Source organism: Thalassobius sp. MITS945101, from assembly GCF_047123305.1.
GTDB lineage: Bacteria > Pseudomonadota > Alphaproteobacteria > Rhodobacterales > Rhodobacteraceae > Thalassobius.
The window spans coordinates 3,697,501-3,715,822 of sequence record NZ_CP138918.1; the positions used below are offsets into that span (position 1 = coordinate 3,697,501).

At 59.9% G+C, this 18,322-nt stretch carries 15 protein-coding genes; 7 read left to right on the forward strand and 8 right to left on the reverse strand.

The genetic code is table 11. From position 1 onward, the window contains the following. The 8 genes from SIC14_RS18190 to SIC14_RS18225 all read right to left on the reverse strand — a co-directional run bounded on the left by SIC14_RS18190 (nucleotide 1) and on the right by SIC14_RS18225 (nucleotide 11,042). Nucleotides 1-4,275: an Hpt domain-containing protein gene (locus SIC14_RS18190; RefSeq protein WP_412563323.1), complete on the reverse strand. Its 4,275-nt coding sequence runs from the start codon at nucleotides 4,273-4,275 to the stop codon at nucleotides 1-3. A 104-nt stretch (nucleotides 4,276-4,379) separates the two neighbouring features. After that, nucleotides 4,380-4,784 carry a response regulator gene (locus tag SIC14_RS18195; protein ID WP_412563324.1) on the reverse strand — a complete coding sequence of 135 codons (405 nt, stop codon included), beginning with the start codon at nucleotides 4,782-4,784 and terminating at the stop codon, nucleotides 4,380-4,382. Nucleotides 4,785-4,850: 66 nt separating this feature from the next. Beyond that, on the reverse strand, nucleotides 4,851-6,626 hold the full coding sequence (locus SIC14_RS18200) for a methyl-accepting chemotaxis protein (protein ID WP_412563325.1): 1,776 nt from the start codon (nucleotides 6,624-6,626) through the stop codon (nucleotides 4,851-4,853). A gap of 335 nt (nucleotides 6,627-6,961) precedes the next feature. After that, nucleotides 6,962-7,471: a chemotaxis protein CheW gene (locus tag SIC14_RS18205; protein ID WP_412563326.1), complete on the reverse strand. Its 510-nt coding sequence runs from the start codon at nucleotides 7,469-7,471 to the stop codon at nucleotides 6,962-6,964. A gap of 22 nt (nucleotides 7,472-7,493) precedes the next feature. Beyond that, nucleotides 7,494-8,618 carry a protein-glutamate methylesterase/protein-glutamine glutaminase gene (locus SIC14_RS18210; RefSeq protein WP_412563327.1) on the reverse strand — a complete coding sequence of 375 codons (1,125 nt, stop codon included), beginning with the start codon at nucleotides 8,616-8,618 and terminating at the stop codon, nucleotides 7,494-7,496. Nucleotides 8,619-8,620: 2 nt separating this feature from the next. Next, nucleotides 8,621-9,442 carry a CheR family methyltransferase gene (locus SIC14_RS18215; RefSeq protein WP_412563328.1) on the reverse strand — a complete coding sequence of 274 codons (822 nt, stop codon included), beginning with the start codon at nucleotides 9,440-9,442 and terminating at the stop codon, nucleotides 8,621-8,623. Then, nucleotides 9,442-10,662 carry a chemotaxis protein CheA gene (locus SIC14_RS18220; protein WP_412563329.1) on the reverse strand — a complete coding sequence of 407 codons (1,221 nt, stop codon included), beginning with the start codon at nucleotides 10,660-10,662 and terminating at the stop codon, nucleotides 9,442-9,444. Before SIC14_RS18220 ends, SIC14_RS18215 begins: the two co-directional genes overlap by 1 nt. Nucleotides 10,663-10,736: 74 nt before the next feature. Beyond that, entirely contained in the window at nucleotides 10,737-11,042 is a 306-nt protein-coding gene (locus SIC14_RS18225) for a hypothetical protein (RefSeq protein ID WP_058242904.1), read from the reverse strand. Between the two features lie 348 nt (nucleotides 11,043-11,390). On the opposite strand from SIC14_RS18225, the gene SIC14_RS18230 reads away from it, so the two are divergent. From SIC14_RS18230 to SIC14_RS18260, 7 genes are read left to right on the forward strand one after another with little or no spacing between them, the layout of a single operon-like run. Next, nucleotides 11,391-12,566: a sigma 54-interacting transcriptional regulator gene (locus tag SIC14_RS18230; protein WP_412563330.1), complete on the forward strand. Its 1,176-nt coding sequence runs from the start codon at nucleotides 11,391-11,393 to the stop codon at nucleotides 12,564-12,566. Nucleotides 12,567-12,591: 25 nt separating this feature from the next. Next, nucleotides 12,592-12,936, forward strand: a complete 345-nt coding sequence (gene fliE, locus SIC14_RS18235; protein ID WP_412563331.1) for a flagellar hook-basal body complex protein FliE — start codon at nucleotides 12,592-12,594, stop codon at nucleotides 12,934-12,936. Between the two features lie 34 nt (nucleotides 12,937-12,970). Beyond that, a complete protein-coding gene (gene fliF, locus SIC14_RS18240; protein WP_412563332.1) occupies nucleotides 12,971-14,698 on the forward strand; it encodes a flagellar basal-body MS-ring/collar protein FliF in 1,728 nt (575 codons plus the stop codon). Nucleotides 14,699-14,704: 6 nt separating this feature from the next. Next, entirely contained in the window at nucleotides 14,705-15,721 is a 1,017-nt protein-coding gene (gene fliG / locus SIC14_RS18245) for a flagellar motor switch protein FliG (protein ID WP_412563333.1), read from the forward strand. A gap of 27 nt (nucleotides 15,722-15,748) precedes the next feature. Next, nucleotides 15,749-16,549 (forward strand): FliH/SctL family protein, encoded by an 801-nt coding sequence (locus SIC14_RS18250; protein ID WP_412563334.1) that lies wholly within the window; start codon nucleotides 15,749-15,751, stop codon nucleotides 16,547-16,549. Continuing rightward, entirely contained in the window at nucleotides 16,546-17,895 is a 1,350-nt protein-coding gene (locus tag SIC14_RS18255) for a FliI/YscN family ATPase (RefSeq protein ID WP_412563335.1), read from the forward strand. Before SIC14_RS18250 ends, SIC14_RS18255 begins: the two co-directional genes overlap by 4 nt. Beyond that, on the forward strand, nucleotides 17,892-18,263 hold the full coding sequence (locus SIC14_RS18260; RefSeq protein WP_412563336.1) for a hypothetical protein: 372 nt from the start codon (nucleotides 17,892-17,894) through the stop codon (nucleotides 18,261-18,263). Before SIC14_RS18255 ends, SIC14_RS18260 begins: the two co-directional genes overlap by 4 nt. Nucleotides 18,264-18,322: the final 59 nt, after the last annotated feature.

The window sequence follows — 18,322 nt, forward strand, 5'->3', positions numbered from 1 at the left end:
TTAGGCGGCGTCTGCTAGGCGATCTACTGCAACGACCATGCCGACTTCGCCGCCAGATAGCAGAGCGAGCCCCATCATATTGCGAATTCCCACCAAGGGACCCTGCAGAGGCCGCAGAAGCACCAGTTGCTGCCCCAGCATCTCATCCACAGGAATAGCGATCCGGTGTTCGTCATTGCGTAGCACCACATAGAGGCTCTGGGTTTTGACCGGCTTGGCGCGGGCTTCTTGCGCCATCTCGCCAACACTCAACCCGCCGTCGATCACGTTCAACTGACGGATCGGCGCCAGTTCCCCGGTGTCGGTGCGCAGCATGGCCGCGTTGTTCTGTGCCGGGATCGGCAGCAGCGCGTCCGAACTGCCCAGCTGGATCCGTTCGATGGCATTGACCGGCACCACGTAGCGCACATCGCCAACCCGTACGACCATACCGTCCAGCAGCGCCATATGCACCGGCAGCATCAGATGGAAACTGAACCCGCCCGAGGGCACCGGCACAGCGCGGAATTCGCCGCCCTGACGGATTGCATCAGCTTCCAGCTCTTTCATCAACTCCGCGTCCAGATCAACGGTGCCATCATCCGACAGAACCACTGAAACGCTGTTGTCGGCACGGCTGAGGCCAAGGTGGAACTTTTTCGGCCCCCCCTCTTTGACCAGACGGGAACGGATCACCCGTTTCAGCATCTTGGACAGACCGTCCATCATCGCCTGATCCAGTACAATGCTTTCGCCAGAATGGCTCATGCGCGCTTCGCGACCCACGGTACGCGAACGGGCTTCTACAAAGGCCGCCAGCGTGCGCAGCAGGATCGAAGCCTTGCGTTCGCGCAGTTTTGCGGTCTCTTCCTGCAGACGGGTCATCTGGGTGTTGAGCTGGGTTTCCGCCTCGGCTGCACGGGCAACCTTATGGGCGTAATCCTCTACCAACCCCCGGATGGCAGATTGGGTGGCCGGATCCAGGCTGCTGTCATCCTGCTGCGCGCGGCGGCGCATCACATGGTCAACGGCCTGCACGATATCGGCGCTCATCAACTCTTCAAGGATATGGTGCACCATCGCCTGACCGGCAGAAATTTCACCAATCGCTTCCATCAACGACAGGCTGACGGTTGGTTCAGCACTGCCTTCGGCGCGCTTCTCTTTCTCTTCGCCGCCCTCTTCATCCTCGTCATCACTGACGCTGCTGTAATCGGGCTCCAGCACGATATGCACAAAGAGGTTTTTCGCCGCCGGATCCATATTGGTCATGGCGGACACAACCACGTCCTGTTCATGCTCTGAAGACAGCAGGAAGTCGAACAGGGTTTTGTCATCCTGGAAGACGGTCACGTTGGTGATCATCTTGGCGTTGCCGGCACCGATCCATTCCAGGAACTTCTCGGCCAACGCCTCGTCTTCGTTAAGGTCGGCGCGCACCACATAGAAATGCTGCTTCTCTTCCAGCGAGGTTTGCGCAGCCTTCACGCTTTCAGGGCTGAGAACGCGGTGGAATTCTTCCGGCAGGCCCAGTTTGCGTTCAATCTGACGGGCCGAAACAGCCCCCTGATTGAAGGTGATGTTGGTCGCTTCTTCGAACAGCTCTTCGACGCGAGCCAGATCCGGTTCATCACCCTGATCCAACGAGTCGAAGACCAGTTCGATGGTATCTAGGAACCCACGCGCCATATGCAGCATGAGCGCATCAGCCACATTGGTTGCCTGACGGACACGGCCAAACAGGTCCACCAGCGCCATCGTCAGGTTGGCGGCGGTTTCCATCCGGTAGTGGTTACAGGCGTGATAGACCAGACGCATCAGGTGGTTGAAGCCGGCGAACCATTCGGTGCCTTCGGCCTCCAGCGAGTCGCGCTCGATCTTGTCACGCAGACCATTCAGGGTGTCGAAAATCCGATCCGTGGCCCAGAGGCGCACCAGATTGGACGGGCGGACCACTAGATCCCCCTGCACCCGGTTTTCTACAGGCATGATCTGCTCGTAGCCGATCAGTTCCTCGTAGAACGTCAGTTGTTCAATACGGGCGGCCTTGACCGATTCCGCCTTGGCCAGGCGGTTGATCGAGTCAATCGCGCGCACCAGACCGTGTGGTTCGATCAGATCGATAACGGTTTTCGCCAGATCAGCCAGTTCCTTACGGGCCTCTTCGGGGTTGTCTTCAAGGAAGATCACCGCCTCTGCAATGGCCGCGTAGTAGGGTTCCAGCTGGCGGAAAAGATTGTCCGCTTCACTGGCTTCTGCCGAGGGTGGAACACCACCACCGTTTTCGGCCAGGGTTTCGCCTTCGGCGATCAGAGCTTTGACGCCTTCATCCAGCTTGGCGACATCGCCATAGCCCTCAACTTCGCCCAGGAGCTTCTCCAGCAGAGCAATCCAGGTGTCAAAACCCATCTGGTTGGCGGCATGCAGCAAGCCGTCGGCAAGGTTCTTGACGTTGGCCTTGCGGTCACCGATGGCAGCACCTGAGGCCAGATCATCCTTAAGCTTGCCCACAAACTCCTCGCACATCTCGGCAAAGATGGCGCGGTAGGTTGGGTCATCCGACAGTTTCTTGGCTTCACCGCTGCTGCAGGCTTCTTCTGCGGCAATCGCGGTTTCGGCCTGTTGATCCGTCGCCGAGGCTTTCGGGGCAGCCGGGTCGGTTTCTGCCACAGGTGCAGCGGCTGGCGCAGCCGGAGCAGGGGCAGCCGGTGCCGGGGTCGGCGCTGTGGCCGGGGCCGCTGCAGGGGCTGGGGCTGGGGCTGGGGCGTCACTCACGGAACCACCGGCCTGCAAGGTTTCCAGATCGCCAATCAGCTTGGCCATGCCCGCTTGAACGTCGCCATCCGCCATGGCGGGGCCGGAGGCTTCAAATTTCTCCAGCACAACAACCCAGTTGTCGAATTCCATCTGACGGGCCGCATGCAGCAGACCTGCAACATGTTTCACCGCTTCCTCACGGCGGGTGGCCGGGGCCTCCGCTGCGCCGCCTTTCAGGCGGGTGATCAGGTCATCGGACATCTCGGCAAAGATGGCGCGATAGGTCGGATCATCCGACAGTTTGGCGTTGGGATCAGCTTCAACATGGCCGTTGTCCGCCGGTGCTGCCTCGGCTGCCGGTGCCGCAGTGGGTTCTTCGTGATGTGGCACCGAGCTGGGCGCATCGCCATTGCGCAGCGCGGTCACATCGCGCAACAGGGCGTCAATCGCCGCGTCCAGTGCTGCGTCATCCGCAATGGCGGGACAGTCGAATGCAAAGTCTTCCAGCATCGACACCCAGGCATCAAAGCCCATCTGGCCAGCGGCGTGCAGCAGGCTGTCGGCCTGGCGTTCGGTCTGGATGCGGCGATCTTCAAAGGCGTCCCCAGAGGTTTTGATACCTTCCAGCTTGGCCACCAGATCATCGGTCATTTCTTCCCAGATCTTCATGTAGGTCGGATCTTGGGAGAAGTTGTCGATTGGGGTTTCGTCGATCTCTACGGTGGATTCCACCGCGCCATGCTGCACGGGACGCTCGGCGGCGGATTCTTCCATTTCGGCGTTTTTGGCGGCCTCTTTGGCGGCCAGATCGTCAGCCGAGAGGTCTTCGTCAAAAGTAAAGGCGTCGTCGTCGTTCTGGAAGCTGCTGTCACCCATTTCGGCAAACAGCGCGTCCATGCCCGCCATGCCACCGCCAGTAGCGGGGGCTTCGGCGGCGGGTTCTGCCACAGGTTCCACCACCGGTTCCGGCGCCGCAGCAGGTGCTGCGACCTCAGCCACCGGTTCCGGGGTGGGCTCTGGGGTAGTCTCGGGGGTAGGTGCAGGTGCAGGTTCGGGCGCGGCCTCAGCAACCGGCGCGGGTTCGGGGGTCGGTTCAGGTGCAGGCTCGGGGGCCGCTTCCTCTGCAGGTGCGGCCTTGGGGTCCACCTTTGCGATCATCGCCTTCAGCTGGTCCATCAGATCCTCAGACGGACCCGGATCCACATCGGCACGTTTGTCCGCCACCTCTTCCAGCATTGTCCGCAGCGTGTCACCCGCAAGGAACATCAGGTCCAGAATATCGTCGTCAAACGGCACACCGTCATCGCGCACAAGACCGATCAGGTCCTCTGCGTAATGTGCGCGGCTTTCGACCACACCCAGACCCAACACACGGGAGTTGCCTTTGAACGTGTGCACCGCGCGGAACAAAGCCGAGATATGCGGTGTCTGGTCGTCCGCACCGTCCTGCAAAGCGTCCAGTGCGGCTTCCATAGCGTCCAGGGCCTGCTGACCGTCATCAGCGAACAGTTCCCAGATTTCGTCCATTTCGCTAGACATAACTCACCCGTTCTTACTCAGTACAACACAGTGGCGTCAGACAAACGCCGGCTCTCACGCCCGCTACACACAACAGATGGGCGTCAGAGAGGATTGGGGCTGGTTTACGCGGCCACCAGACGGCGCATGGTATCGCGCAGCTCGTCACCGGTTTTTTCTTCCAGATCGTGCGACACGGTGCCGGAGGGTTTGGCAACCACACCGTCTGCACCCAGTTCGCGGGCCTTGGCGGCGTGCGGCGAACCCTGCACGGTGACCGACGACAACATACAGATCTTGGCGCGGGTCTTGAGTTTGGCGTGACGCAAGAACTCCAGCCCGTCCATCACCGGCATCTCAATGTCCAGCAGGATCAGGTCCAGATCCGGGATCTCGGCCAATTTGTCCAGCGCTTCGCGACCGTTGGCAGCCTGAGCGGCAACCTTGAAGTCATCCAGCGAATTCAGGAAGCTCGAGATGTAAAGCCGCATCATGGCAGCGTCATCTACGATCATCACTTTGTAAGCCATTTCGTTTGCTCTCCTAGGTAGCTGAGGGGTGCCCCCGTGGTGACTTGGTCACGGGGGCCAGGGGCATCAGAAGTTGAGGAAACCGCGTTCGTCGTGGTCACCACCACCTTTGCCCAGACCGTCCGACAGACCGTTTCCGGCTGGTTTGGCGGCGGGGCTGTCCAGTTTGGCGCCCATCATGGCCTTGATCTTGGCCATCATTTCCGGCGGCAGGCTGTCCATGCCCTCGATGGCGCCAAAGTCGGCGGCAGACGGGGCTTCGGGGCGCAGCGAGTAGCGAGCGATTTCGCGGGTCATGCTTTCGGTGGCGGCAGTCATTTCTGCCGAGGTTGCGGCCAGTTCATCCGCCTGCTGGCTGGTGGCCAGCGAGGTGCGGGCGACTTCGCCAATCGCGGTGTTGATCTGGGCCACGCCACGCGACTGCTCTTCCGAGGCACGGTTGATGGTTTCGACCAGATCTTTCACCTCTTTGATGTTCGAGGCGATCTGTTCGAAGTTCTCGGAGGTTTCCGAGGCCAGGCGCACGCCGGCGGAGATCCGGCTGGTGGCCCCTTCGATCAGATCCGAGGTTTCACGGGCTGCTTTGGCAGAGCGACCTGCGAGGTTACGCACCTCTTGGGCCACCACAGCAAAGCCGCGACCATGCTGACCTGCGCGGGCGGCTTCCACCGCGGCGTTCAGGGCCAGAAGGTTGGTCTGGAACGCGATCTCGTCGATCACCTTGATGATTTTCGCAATGTCCTGCGAAGAGGCGTTGATGCCTTCCATCGCGGTGACCATCTCGTCGATCTTGCTCTTGCCCTCAGCGGCCACTTCGGCGTTCGAGGTCACCAGAACTGCAGCGTTCTTCGCAGCTTCGGCATTGGCTTTCACCTGCACGTCGGTTTCTTCTGCCGAGGCCGAAACCTCATCTACAGAGGAAGAGGCAATCTGCGAGTTGGTCGCCAGTTCCTGGCTGGCCGAGCTCATCTGACCCACGGTCTGGCTAACCTGACCAACCTGTTTGTTCAGCGCGTTGAAGGCCCCGTTCAGGCTGCCGAAGGAGGCTTCGAAGCTTTCCACAACATCGCGGAAGCTGCCTTTGAACTTGGCGGCGTCGCCCTGCACATCCAGCTTGCCTTCCATGATCGCAGTCGACAGGCGTTTGATCTCGCTGTTGACGCTCTGGAAATTGTCGCGGGTGCGGTTGATGGCATTGTTCAGGGCGGCCTTGTCACCGGGCAGCGGCGCCATGGTGGCCTCAAAATCCCCTTCCGAGAAACATTCGAACACGGCGATGCCTTCCAGGATCGCGTCGATGTGCTCTTTCACCATCTTGTTCACCTGTGCGCCGGCGGCAGAGATGTTGGACAGGGTGAAGTCATCGGTCTGGATGAATTCTTTGATGTGACCGGTGGAATGGGCGGTTGCCATGCCAGTGATCCGCTCCAGCAACTGCGAGGTTTCCGCCTCCAGCAACGCTTCGGCCGATTTGTCGGCAAATTCTGCAAGAAAGCCCTCTTCGCCTTCAACCGCCGTCACGGCGACGTTCCAGGCAAAGCCCTGCAACCGGATTGTTGCGCTGGAGGTGCCTCGCTGACCGGTCAGCACACCAAACTTCTGGCTGGCGTCGGGCTGAAAGTCATCAATGCAGCTGCCAACCAGACCGGCGGCGGAAAAGCTCGGGTGCACCTCTTGCAGGCTGGCTTCGGCTTTGCCGAACATGCGCTGCGCCGAGGGGTTGGCATAGGTAATCACCAGGTTCTCATCGGTCATCACAACCGGTTCGTTAATGAGATCCAGCAGCTTGAAGCCGTCTGCACCGTTGTCTTTGGGCGTCTTATCGGTCTTCGCTTTGGTCATCGGGTCGTCCTTTCTGGGGCGGGCTGTACTTTTAATAGCGACCGGGCGGGAAATTTCTTTAGCCTCAGGCGTCGCCAGTTATGCGGTTTTTTTGAGTGGTTGGGTCTTTTTGATCGGCATATGGGGAGAGCAGTGCGATCGCGCCGGGGAGAGGCGTTCGGGCGGTTGGGGTCCGCTTTCGCTCATTCGGATTGTCTCCTTGTTACTCAGTCACTTGTCACACTTTGCTCATCCAACATGGATAAGCCGATCCCGCCCCCGGCACGCATAACCGCATCCGGAGGGGCAAAGGGCCGCAACCCGCGACCTTGCCCGATCCCGTAAAGGATCAGGTGTTAGGCAACCGCCTCGGGCATGGACAGTTCAGCGTCCGAGACCAAAAGGCCGGTGTTCAGGATGATCGCTACGTTTTCGTCGACACGACCCAGACCCTGCACCAGACCCTGGCTGTCACCACCACCCAGACCGTTGGCGCTGTCGATATGGTCGTCCGCAATCTCCAGCACTTCGCTGACACGGTCGACAATCAGGCCCACGGGCGAGGTGCCCAGTTCCAGCACGATGATCACGGTGCGGTCATCATATTCACGCTCCGCCAGATTAAAGCGCATCCGCACATCCATCAGTGGGATCACCTTGCCACGCAGGTTGATCACACCTTTGATGTAACGCGGTACATCCGGCACCGTCATGATGCGCTGCATCCCGACGATTTCCGTCACCACCGCAATCGGCACCCCGTAGGTTTCCGTGCCGATGGCAAAGGTGAGGTACATGTTTTCAATGTTGTCTTCATCGCGAAGCAGGGCTTCGGCATCTGCAGACGTCGCTTGATCAGGGGTCATTTCACTCATCCTCTTGATCCTCTTAAACTCGGTAACTTTCGAACCCACTGCGCACGCCATGCGACGGGCAGGTCTGAAGCAGCCACGGGGCCACCTCATTAAGCGGCACCAGTTTTTCTGGTGCGCCAATCTCTTCAGCGGCATGAGGCATGCCGAACACAACGCAGCTGGCCTCATCCTGTGCCACGGTGCGCCCGCCGGACAGGCGGATCGCCAGCTGGCCTTCTGCCCCGTCCTTGCCCATCCCGGTCAGGATGGCCGAAGACACCCGGCCCTTGGCGTAACGGGCAACGGATTTGAACAGAACATCCACCGCCGGACGGGAGAAACAGACCTCCGGCCCTTCCACCAGTTCCACCACAAACCGGTTGCCCTTGGGCACGATTTTCATGTGGCAGGGGCCGCCGGGGGCAATCAGCACCAGACCATTTTCCAGCACGTCCCCCTGTTTGGCTTCGCGCACCCGCAGGGCGCAGGTTTGGTTCAACCGGTTGGCAAATGAGGCGGTGAAGCCTTCGGGCATATGCTGCACAATCACAATCGGCGGCGAGGTTTCAGGCATCGCTTCCAACACATGGGTCAGCGCCTGAACGCCACCGGTGGACGCGCCAATTGCAATCATCCAGTCGGGAATGTCGCCACGGGTCGGCACCGGCCCTGTGGGGATGGCGCGCGCTGTTGCAACAGGGGGTTGCGGACGTGCAGTCACGACAGCGGGCGCTGCCCCCTGCCCGACCTGCGCCCGTGCGGCCACTTTGACGCGGTGGGCAATGCTGTCCATCATGCTGCTCAGACCACCGCCCAATTCCATCTTGGGTTTGGCAATCACATCAACCGCACCGGCGGCAAGGGCATCAACAGTAGATTGCGCCGAACGCTGGGTCTGCGAAGAAATCACCACGGTCGGGATCGGCGCCTTCGCCATCAGCTGACGCAGGAAAGTCAGCCCATCCATATTGGGCATCTCCAGATCCAGCGTGATCACATCCGGACGTTCCTTGACCATATATTGCATGGCCACACGCGGATCGGCCGCGGTGCCGATCACCTCGATCTCAGGATCCTGGCTGAGGCCCAGCGACAGGATCTTGCGCACCATAGCGCTGTCATCGACGATCAACGTCCGGATTTTGCGACCCAATGGCATCCTCAAGCCCTCCGGTAGATACCAGTGGTGACCGGAATCCAGTCGCTGCAGAGATCGCGCACGGCCTCGGTGACCGAAGTCACAAGGAAACCGCCAGGTTCGGTCGCATCATAGATGGCGCGCAGGGTTGCGGCCTGATCTTCCGGCTCGAAGTAATACAGAATATTGCGGCAGAACACGACTTGGAACTGCTTGGCAAAGGGGTATGGCGTCGCCTTCAGGTTCAGCCGGCGGAAGGTGCAAGTATTGCGCAGGCTTTCGTTCACGCGATACTGTTCGATCCCAGTCGGCGTCATGTACCGCTTCTTGATCGTGCGATCCATCTGGCTCAGCTGACGGCCCGAGAACACGCCCAGCTCTGCTCGCTCTACAACTGGGGCCGAGATATCGGTGCCTAGAATAGCGAGTTTCTTGAGGGCATGCGCGCCAAGGTGTTCAGCCACAAGCATGGCGATGGTATAGGCTTCATCACCGGTTGAGGCGGCCGCGGACCAGATCCGGATCTGTTCCCGATCCGCCAGTTGCGGCAGGATGTTTTTCGAAAAGACTTCAAGCACTTCCGGCTCGCGAAAGAAGAAGGTGTGGTTGGTTGATGCGGCATGCATCACAGCCAGTTCCACATCCTGACGGCCCCCTTTGGAGATGGCGCCGGCCAGTTCGTTGAGGTCTTCCAGCTTGAATGAGCGGGTCACGCGGGCCAGACGCTGACGCAGCAGGTCCGCCTTATGTTCCGGATAAGAAATCCCGCAACGTTCGCCCAGCCACGAACGGATCCGTTCGTAGCCAGCGTGATCTTCATAGGAGGAATGATCCATAACTGTCATCAGTTCTCCTCCCCGGATGCAAGGCGGTCTGCGTCCAGCACCAGCGCCACTTCACCGGTCCCCAGCAGAGCACAGCCCCAGCTGGCGCGGACTTTGGCTAGCACACCGGACAAAGGCTTCATCACCACCTGCTGGCGATCCAGAACTTCGTCCACTGGCACAGCAATCTGACGGCTTCCGGCGTTCAGCACGATGACCACAGTGTCGGTCAGCGGCTTGAGATCGGGCATGGTGTCGCCGTAGTAGGTCTCCAAACGGCAAACCGGAACATGGGTGTCCCGCAACCGCAGCATTTCGGCCTTGGAACCAGCCGAGATGGTCATGCTGTTTTCAATGCCGGGATTGACGATCTCGGCAATGTCTTCCACCGGCACGGCAAACAGATGGGTGCCCTGGCGCAGCAGGATACAATCAAGGAACGCCAGCGAAACCGGGATATGCAGGGTCACATTGGTGCCCTTACCTGCCCAGCTGTCGACATTGATCCGACCCCGCAGGTCACGCATGGTGGAGTTCAGAACATCCATACCCACGCCACGGCCCGACAGGTTGGACACCTGTTCCGCAGTGGAGAAACCGGGTTCAAAGATCACCTTCCACAGTTTGCCATCCTCCGGCTCCTCTTCAGGGCCAAAGAAACCGCGCTTACGGGCGATCGAGAGGATACGGTCCCGGTTCAGGCCGCGGCCATCATCGCCGACAACAATCTGAACCTCACTGCCCACCTGAGCGGCGGAAAGCGTGATGGTGCCTTTTTCGGATTTTCCGGCCTCGACCCGTTCTTCGGTCCCTTCCAGACCGTGATCCGCCGAGTTCCGCAACACGTGCAGCAGCGGATCATAGAGACGGTCCGCCACCATCTTATCAATGGCGGTGTCGGCTCCAATGATGTCGAGGTTGATCTTCTTCTTGGTCTGCCGCTCCAATTCGCGGATCATCCGCTTCAGGCGCTTAAAGACCTCATCCACGGGCACAAGACGCAGCTCGGTGGCAGCATCCTGAACTTCACGGACGATCATAGAGAGGCGGTGGGCTGCGGCTTCGAAGTCAGTGCGATCACTGTTCCCGTTCTCAAGATCGGGCGAGTTCACGGTCTCCGAGACACTCAGAGACAATTCACCGACAAGATCCATCAGCCGGCTGATCTTCTGCGATGATACACGCAGCAAGGCCCCGCCAGCGGCTTGTTTGTCAGTACCGGTATCTACGTCTGCCGACATATCGACCCTGATCCTTCAATTTACACAACACATCGCCAAAATTGGCGTTACTCATACTTACGGTCCGGCAGCGGTTAGGCTGCGTTCTCGTTTCCGTCGAAGCTAAAGATACAAACGCCGTCAAATCCGGTGGATTTGAACAGGAAGGTCTTTTTCATCATATCGACGAAGCCACCGTGCTTCTTTTCAAAGTTCTTGAGATCCGCCACGGTGGGGAAGAAGACATTAACAGAAATGTCACCTTCTTTACTGATCAGAACAGTTAGGCCCGAGAGGCGGCACTCTGGAATCGCGTTGCCCAATGTCTCAGTGACAAATGGAGCGGCGATTTGTGCAGCATCGAGGCTGGGAAATTTAAGGTGGTACGTTTTTGACAACATAAACACGGCCTGCAGTTTGTTTTACGTCTGGATAGTGAAACGGCCACCTGCAGGAAAAGTTGACCCCTCTCATTTGGAAAAAGTTACATCCCTAAGTATGGGGTCGGCAGAATTAGGACATGTCGGATTGTCGTCATTGTTTTGACACCCATCGGAGTCTCGTCATTTCGCCCCATCAAGCGGGTATATCCGACCTATCCATAGGGCCTTAACCTTTTATATACTTTAGTTATTTTAGTTTTTATATTCGTTTATTTTCAATAATTTACGAAAAAATCTTAACCAATCCTCAATCTTTGGCACACTCCCTGCTTCTTAGAAACCGTCAGCCAATCGCAGGAGGTAACCATGGCCAAGATCTTTATCATCGGACAGGAATTTGACGACGCAGCCGCTCTGGCGGATCTGTTGCAGCGTCGTCGGATCGACACCGTATTGATCGACGCTCTGGGCACCCCGGACACCAATCCCGGCAAAGGCAACACTCTGGTATGTTCCGCCGAAGCCGAAAAAGCCGCCGGTGGTCAGTCCGGTCTGGTGGCCGCCGCCCGCACGCTGGGCATCACCCAGCTGGTGATCGTGCAGCCGGGGGCTTCCTTTGAAGTGACCTCGGAACTGGGTGGCCGCATGCAGCGTGTGGTTCTGCCGCTGCGCGGTTCGGCACGCCCGCCGCTTTATACCCCCTCCCTGCTGGCCCTGACTGACCTCATCGCAGCCCCTCATGGTGGAATGGTTGCCGCCGCTGACAGCACCGGTGCTCTGATGGATCTGGCCGCCCGCGTTGCCCAAACCGATGTCACTGTCTTTATCAACGGCCCGACCGGTTCCGGCAAAGAGGTGCTGAGCCAGCTGATCCACGACCGTTCGCCCCGCGCTGGCAAACCTTTTGTGGCCGTGAACTGCGCCGCGATCCCGGAAAACATGCTGGAAGCCATGCTGTTCGGTCATGAAAAAGGGGCCTTCACCGGAGCCTCCACTGCCAACCGCGGTATATTCCGCGCCGCGGACGGTGGCACCCTGCTGCTGGACGAAATCTCGGAAATGCCGCTGGGTCTGCAGGCCAAACTGCTGCGCGTCCTGCAGGAAAAGAAAGTCACCCCGCTGGGTTCGCAGAAAGAAGAAAGCGTTGATGTCCGCGTCATCGCCACCTCCAACCGCGACATGCTGGCCGAGGTGGAAGCCGGTAACTTCCGCGAAGACCTGTACTACCGTCTGAACGTGTTCCCGCTGGCGACCCAGGAATTGGCCGCCCGCCCCGATGATATTCCCGCCCTCGCCACTGCGATGATCCGCCGCCATACCCCCGAAGGGGCCACCCTGCCGCTGCTGAGCGAAGAGGCTGTGGCCACGCTGGTTGAGTACAAATGGCCCGGTAACGTCCGCGAGCTGGAAAACGTGGTTCAACGCGCTCTGGTGCTGCGCACCGGCGACGTGGTGAGCGCCGCGGACATCATGCTGACCGCAAATGCGGCGCTGATCCCCGGTTTCAACATCAACGCCCCGATCGCGGCACATGCCGCGTAAAAAGAGGGCAAACTTGAGGTAAGCCATGACTATTTCGAGCCTTTCCGGAAATTCGACACTAGCGGCCCTGAATGCCCGCGCGTCGTCGCTCCAGAACAGCACAGAAACTGCCATCCCAGCCGGGTTCCCGAACCCTGCCGAGAAATCCACCGCCAGCTTCGCCGACCGCCTTGGTTCTGCCATTGAACAGGTCAACGACGCCCAGGCCACCGCCAATAAATCGGCCCTCGCCTATGAAACGGGCGCGACCGACAATCTGGCCTCGGTGATGGTGGACCAGCAGGTTTCCTCGCTTGGCTTCCAGATGACGATGCAGGTGCGCAACAAGGCGCTTTCCGCCTACCGCGATATCATGAACATGCCGGTCTGATCCGGCGCCTAACGGCAACTAGACGAGAGTTTCGATGGACAGCACGACCAACCCAGTCGCCACCACCGAAGGTGCAACGCCCGCCGCACAGGGCAAGGCTTATCTGGCGCAAGCGCAACAGGTGATGAGCCAACCCGCGGTGCGACGCGCCCTGCCTGCGATCATTCTGGTCGTCGTGGCGGTGATGGGTCTGGTGGTCTACATGATGCTGGCCCAGCCGAAAACACTGTCGCTTTTCTCGGATCTCCCAGAGGCCGACAAGGCCCGCGCCGTCGAGGTTCTGACCGGTGCAGGGATCAACGCCACGATCGACCAGGGAACAGGCTCCCTGCGGGTGACCGAGGCGGATTATCACAAAGCACGCATGCTGCTGGCCACCGAAGGCCTGCCCGCAGGCACGCCGGATGGGCTGAGCACCCTGTCCGACATGCCGATGGGCGCCTCGCGTTCGGTCGAAGCGGCCCGTCTGCGCCGGATGCACGAGCTGGATCTGGCCCGTTCCATCACCGAATTCTCCAATGTCACCTCGGCCCGTGTCCATCTGGCGCTGCCCGAACAGACCGCCTTTATCCGCGACACCAAACCGCCGCGTGCCTCTGTCTTTGTGCAGGTTGCCCCTGGCCGTGCGCTGGATGACGGTCAGGTCAGCGCCATCGTGTCGCTGGTATCGACCTCTGTGCCCGGCATGACCCGCGCCAATGTCTCGGTAGTGGATCAGACCGGCCGCCTGCTGTCCCGCGAAAGCTCGGACCCGCTGAGTGAGATGACCACCCAGCAGCTGGGCCATCGCAAACAGATGGAAACCCACTACCGTCAGCGCATCGAAGCGCTGCTGTCCCCCATCGTCGGCGCCGGCAACGTGGCAGCTGAGGTCACTGTGGACATGGATTTCACCCGTTCGGAAATCACCGCCGAAGAGTATATGCCCAATGGCTCGGTTGTGCGGTCTGAACAGGAAATGATCCAGCAAAACAGTGCCCAGCAGGCCAAAGGCATCCCCGGTGCCGTGTCCAACACACCGCCGCAGGAAACCCAGCTGGTCGAAGACGGCCCCGGTGTCACCGTGCGCAACACTGCCGGTGTGAACAAAAACACCACCACCAATGCGACCCGCAACTATGAGGTCAGCCGCCGGGTGGAAACCACCCAGCCCGCCAGCGCCCAGATCGTGCGGATCCACGCCGCTGTGCTGCTGCGCACCCCCGCCGGCACCATGGCCGAAGACGGATCTCTGGTGCCGGGCGCCCTGCCCGACAGCGTTATGCGCGACGCCGAAGCGCTGGTGCGTTCCGCCATCGGGTTCCAGCAACCGCGCGGCGATACCGTTACCCTTTCGGCCCAGCCCTTCATTGATACCTTTGCCGAGGTTTCCATGCCCTGGTACAAAGAAGGCTGGGTGATGGACACCGCCCGTTATGCCGCCCAGATTGCCGTGCTGGCCATTGTGGTGCTGGGTCTGGTGAAGCCGATTGTTGACCGCCTCCTGTTCTCCCCCGCCGCACCTGCCCCATCAATGGGCATGGGCGCCCCGATGGGAGGCGTGCCAGGCCAGATGGGCGACGCCATCGAAGTTGGCCCCGGCGAAACCCTCGCTGAAGTGCGGGCCCGCCTTGATGGGTTCGAACCGGCCGGAAACCCCTGGAGCCATGTCTCCTACGAAGAAAAACTCGCCCTGATCCGCGACCTGACCCACAGCGACGGCGACCGTATCGCCACCGCCTTCAAGTCGATGATCGAAGACGACAACTCTCAGCTGAAGTGATCCACCATGCCTAGAACCATGACCATCGATGACCTTGGCGGCACCCAGAAAGCAGCCGTTTTGATGATGCTCTTTGGCGAAGAGGCAGCTGCCAATATCCTTGGCTACCTCAACCCGACCGAAGTGCAGCAGTTGGGCACAGCGATGTATATGGTGCGCAATGTGGAACATTCGACCGTGGATGCGGTGTTGAACGAGTTCCTGCATGACTTGCGTGAACAGACCGGTCTGGGCGTGGGCGTGAACACCTACATTAAGGACGTGCTGACCAAAGCGCTTGGCAATGACAAGGCACATTCGGTGCTCAGCCGCATTCCACGTACCTCCTCGGAACGGCCGATTGAGATCCTGGAATGGATGGATGCCCACGCGGTTTCGGAACTGATTGTGGATGAGCACCCGCAGATTATCGCGCTGGTGATTGCCTCGCTGGAACCGGGGGTTGGCGCCGATGTGCTGAAGCTGATGCCAGAGGACGTGCAGTCCGACATCATCCACCGGATTTCCAACCTCGCCAACGTGCAGCCCGAGGCGTTGAAGGATCTGGAACAGGTGATTCAGAAGAAGTTCCAGGAAAATACCACCCTGCGCGCCAGCCAGATGGGCGGCGTGAAAGCGGCCGCACGGATCATGAACTTCACCAAGCAGGATATGGAACAGCGCATCCTGAAGGATGTTCAGAAACAGGACAAGACCCTGGTCACCGCGCTGCAGGACAACATGTTTGTCTTCGACAACCTCATCAAATCGGACGACCGCGCCATCCAGACCCTGCTGCGCGAGGTCGAGAACCGCACCCTCATTCTGGCCCTGCGTGGCGCCGACGAGATCCTACGCGACAAGCTGCTGGGTTGTATGTCGACCCGTGCCGCTGCTGCCATCGCCGACGAGATGGAGGCCCTTGGCCCCGTCCGTCTGACCGAGGTGCAAAATGCGCAAAAAGACGTTATTGCTGTAGCACGGCGCCTTTCCGACGACGGGACAATCACCCTCGCCGGTCGTGGCGGCGAAGTTATGGTTTAAGGTTTCAGGTTTTAGGGGGGATCCATCATGGGCTTCCACAAAGATATGTCGGTGCAGTCGTTGGACATGGAGTCCATCAACACAATCCTGCGGAAAAATCGCGACGGCAACTTCCGTCCGCGTGGTTTTGAACAACTCCCTGATGACACCCCCGCCGACGCCGCAATGGAAGACGCCGGACTGGGTGCGCCGCTGCAACAGGAAGACGCTGCCCCCGAACCAGACCCCACCCCCGAAGCCGAAGCGCTGCAAGCGGCAGCACATAAAACCGGCTACACAGAAGGGTTTGCAGAAGGCTACCAGAAAGGGCTGGCAGAAGCTCCAACACCCGAACCCGTGGACCTGCCCTCGCCCGAGGCCCAGGCCCATCTGGAAGAAAGCGCCCGCCTGTTCACCGATCTTGCGCTTGCGCTGACCGATCACGCCGAAGCGCATCACACTGCCCTGCGCCAGTCGATGGAAAGCACCCTGCTGGCGCTGGCCAGCGACATGGCCGGGCAACAGATTGACAGCCTGCCCGCCCCCTTTGCCGCCAAGGTCGAGGACCTGGTGGAGCGTGTCGGCAAAACCGTGGACTGCACTCAGGTGCATCTGAACCCGGAAGATCTGGCCGCGATTGAACCCACCTTGCAAGGCTCGGACGTGATCGAGGGCTGTATTTTGCAGGCCGATGAAAACCTGCCGCGTGGAGCGGTCGATATTCGCTCTGGTCCCAACCGGGTGCAAAGCTCGCTGCCGGATCTGGATGCGGTGGGTCTGCCTGCCGATTGGGACGACACCGAAATTGAGATCGCCACCGACGCTCTCCCGAATGGAGAGGGCGCATGAGCGCCGCCATTCTGGAACGGTTGAGCCATGATCTGGCCACCCTGCCCGATCGCACCGCTCCCCAGATCAGCGGACAGGTTGTGCGCTACGACGGGTTGGTGGTGGAATGTTCCGGCTTTCCCGCCTCTCCCGGCGACCTCTGCCTGATTTACCCCCGTCACGCCGCCCCCGGCACCCCGCCGGTTGAAGGCGAGGTTGTGGGGTTCTCCGATGGTAAGAACCTGCTGTTTCTGGATACCGCTGGGGCACAGATCACGCTGGGTGATCCGGTGGTGCTGCGCCGTGCGGGCCGGATGTGCGAAGTGGGCCCGGAACTGCTGGGCCGTGTGATTGATGCCAGTGGCGCGCCCCTGGATGGTCGCCCTGCCCCGAAACCGTCGGACCTCTGGCCGTTGGCCGGCAAACCGTTGAACCCATTGGCGCGCGGTCCGGTGAAAGAAGTCCTGGATGTGGGCGTGCGGATCCTCAATTCCTCGATGACCATTGGCAGGGGCCAACGTGTCGGCATCATGGCAGGTTCCGGCGTCGGCAAATCGGTTTTGATTGAGATGATGACCCACAACACCACGGCGGATGTCATTGTGGTTGGCCTGATCGGCGAACGTGCGCGTGAAGTGGGCGACTTTGTCAGCCGTGTGATGACCCCCGAAGCGGCCGCCCGCGTCTGTGTTGTGGCGGTTCCAGCCGACCGTTCACCGCTGCTGCGGCTAAGGGCGGCAAACCGCACCACCGCCATCGCCGAATATTTCCGCGATCAGGGCAAAGATGTCCTGCTGATCATGGACAGCCTGACCCGTGTGGCCCATGCCAAACGCGAAGCCGGCCTTGCGCTGGGGGAACAGCCCACCGCCAAAGGTTATACGCCTTCGGTCATTTCGCTGATCCCCTCGCTGATCGAACGCTGCGGTCCCGGTCTGCCCGGTCAGGGGACGATCACCGCTTTGTACACGGTGCTGGCTGATGGCGATGACACCACCAACGATCCGGTGGTGGACTCGGCCCGCGCGATCCTTGATGGCCATATGGTGCTGAGCCGCGCCCAGGCACAGCGCGGCATCTATCCCGCCATCGACCTGCCCGCCTCGGTCAGCCGGGTGATGAATGACATCGTGCCGCCCGAACATGTCACCGCCAGCCAAAGGCTGCGCCGTCTGATCTCTTTGTATAACGAAAACAGGGACCTAATGCTGATGGGGGGCTATAGTGCCGGTCAGGATAAGGATCTGGATGCCGCGATTAAGAACTGGCCCAAGATCGAAGGTTTCATCTGCCAGATGAAGCACGAGAAGATCAATTTCCAGGAAAGCCAGAAGCAGCTGCTTGAGCTGATCGGGGCCACGTCATGAACCAGCAGAACGGCAACCACCTGAAACTGATGGCCAAGGCCGAGACGATCAAACAGGCAGATCTGGCAAAGAAGCTGCGTAAAGCCCAGGATGAGGTGGAAAAAATCCACACCCAGACCGGGTCGATCAACCAGATGCTGAAAGAGCAGAACGGCGAGCTGCGCGGCGCGCAGACCTCGGCGCAGCTGGCAAATTCCTTGCGGCTTGGGCAACGGCTTGAAGGCTTCCGCACCACGTTGTCGCTGCAGAAAGCCCAGTCCGAACGTCGCCTGAAACAGGCAAAAACCGCATTGGCACAATCCGGTCACAAGCTGGAAATGCTGTCTGAAAAGGCGCGGGTTCTGGACACGAAAGAAAAATCCGACTGATCCGGCACAGTTGGCACGTTAGCTGCATAGACTCTGGCAAAACCAGTTTCTAGGACCGG

What these genes read in the sequence shown, in the direction of transcription:
- SIC14_RS18190 (WP_412563323.1), bottom strand. Translation starts at nt 4,275, where the DNA reads ATGTCTAGCGAAATGGACGAAATCTGGGAACTGTTCGCTGATGACGGT.
- SIC14_RS18195 (WP_412563324.1), bottom strand. Translation starts at nt 4,784, where the DNA reads ATGGCTTACAAAGTGATGATCGTAGATGACGCTGCCATGATGCGGCTT.
- SIC14_RS18200 (WP_412563325.1), bottom strand. Translation starts at nt 6,626, where the DNA reads ATGACCAAAGCGAAGACCGATAAGACGCCCAAAGACAACGGTGCAGAC.
- SIC14_RS18205 (WP_412563326.1), bottom strand. Translation starts at nt 7,471, where the DNA reads ATGACCCCTGATCAAGCGACGTCTGCAGATGCCGAAGCCCTGCTTCGC.
- SIC14_RS18210 (WP_412563327.1), bottom strand. Translation starts at nt 8,618, where the DNA reads ATGCCATTGGGTCGCAAAATCCGGACGTTGATCGTCGATGACAGCGCT.
- SIC14_RS18215 (WP_412563328.1), bottom strand. Translation starts at nt 9,442, where the DNA reads ATGACAGTTATGGATCATTCCTCCTATGAAGATCACGCTGGCTACGAA.
- SIC14_RS18220 (WP_412563329.1), bottom strand. Translation starts at nt 10,662, where the DNA reads ATGTCGGCAGACGTAGATACCGGTACTGACAAACAAGCCGCTGGCGGG.
- SIC14_RS18225 (WP_058242904.1), bottom strand. Translation starts at nt 11,042, where the DNA reads ATGTTGTCAAAAACGTACCACCTTAAATTTCCCAGCCTCGATGCTGCA.
- SIC14_RS18230 (WP_412563330.1), top strand. Translation starts at nt 11,391, where the DNA reads ATGGCCAAGATCTTTATCATCGGACAGGAATTTGACGACGCAGCCGCT.
- fliE (WP_412563331.1), top strand. Translation starts at nt 12,592, where the DNA reads ATGACTATTTCGAGCCTTTCCGGAAATTCGACACTAGCGGCCCTGAAT.
- fliF (WP_412563332.1), top strand. Translation starts at nt 12,971, where the DNA reads ATGGACAGCACGACCAACCCAGTCGCCACCACCGAAGGTGCAACGCCC.
- fliG (WP_412563333.1), top strand. Translation starts at nt 14,705, where the DNA reads ATGCCTAGAACCATGACCATCGATGACCTTGGCGGCACCCAGAAAGCA.
- SIC14_RS18250 (WP_412563334.1), top strand. Translation starts at nt 15,749, where the DNA reads ATGGGCTTCCACAAAGATATGTCGGTGCAGTCGTTGGACATGGAGTCC.
- SIC14_RS18255 (WP_412563335.1), top strand. Translation starts at nt 16,546, where the DNA reads ATGAGCGCCGCCATTCTGGAACGGTTGAGCCATGATCTGGCCACCCTG.
- SIC14_RS18260 (WP_412563336.1), top strand. Translation starts at nt 17,892, where the DNA reads ATGAACCAGCAGAACGGCAACCACCTGAAACTGATGGCCAAGGCCGAG.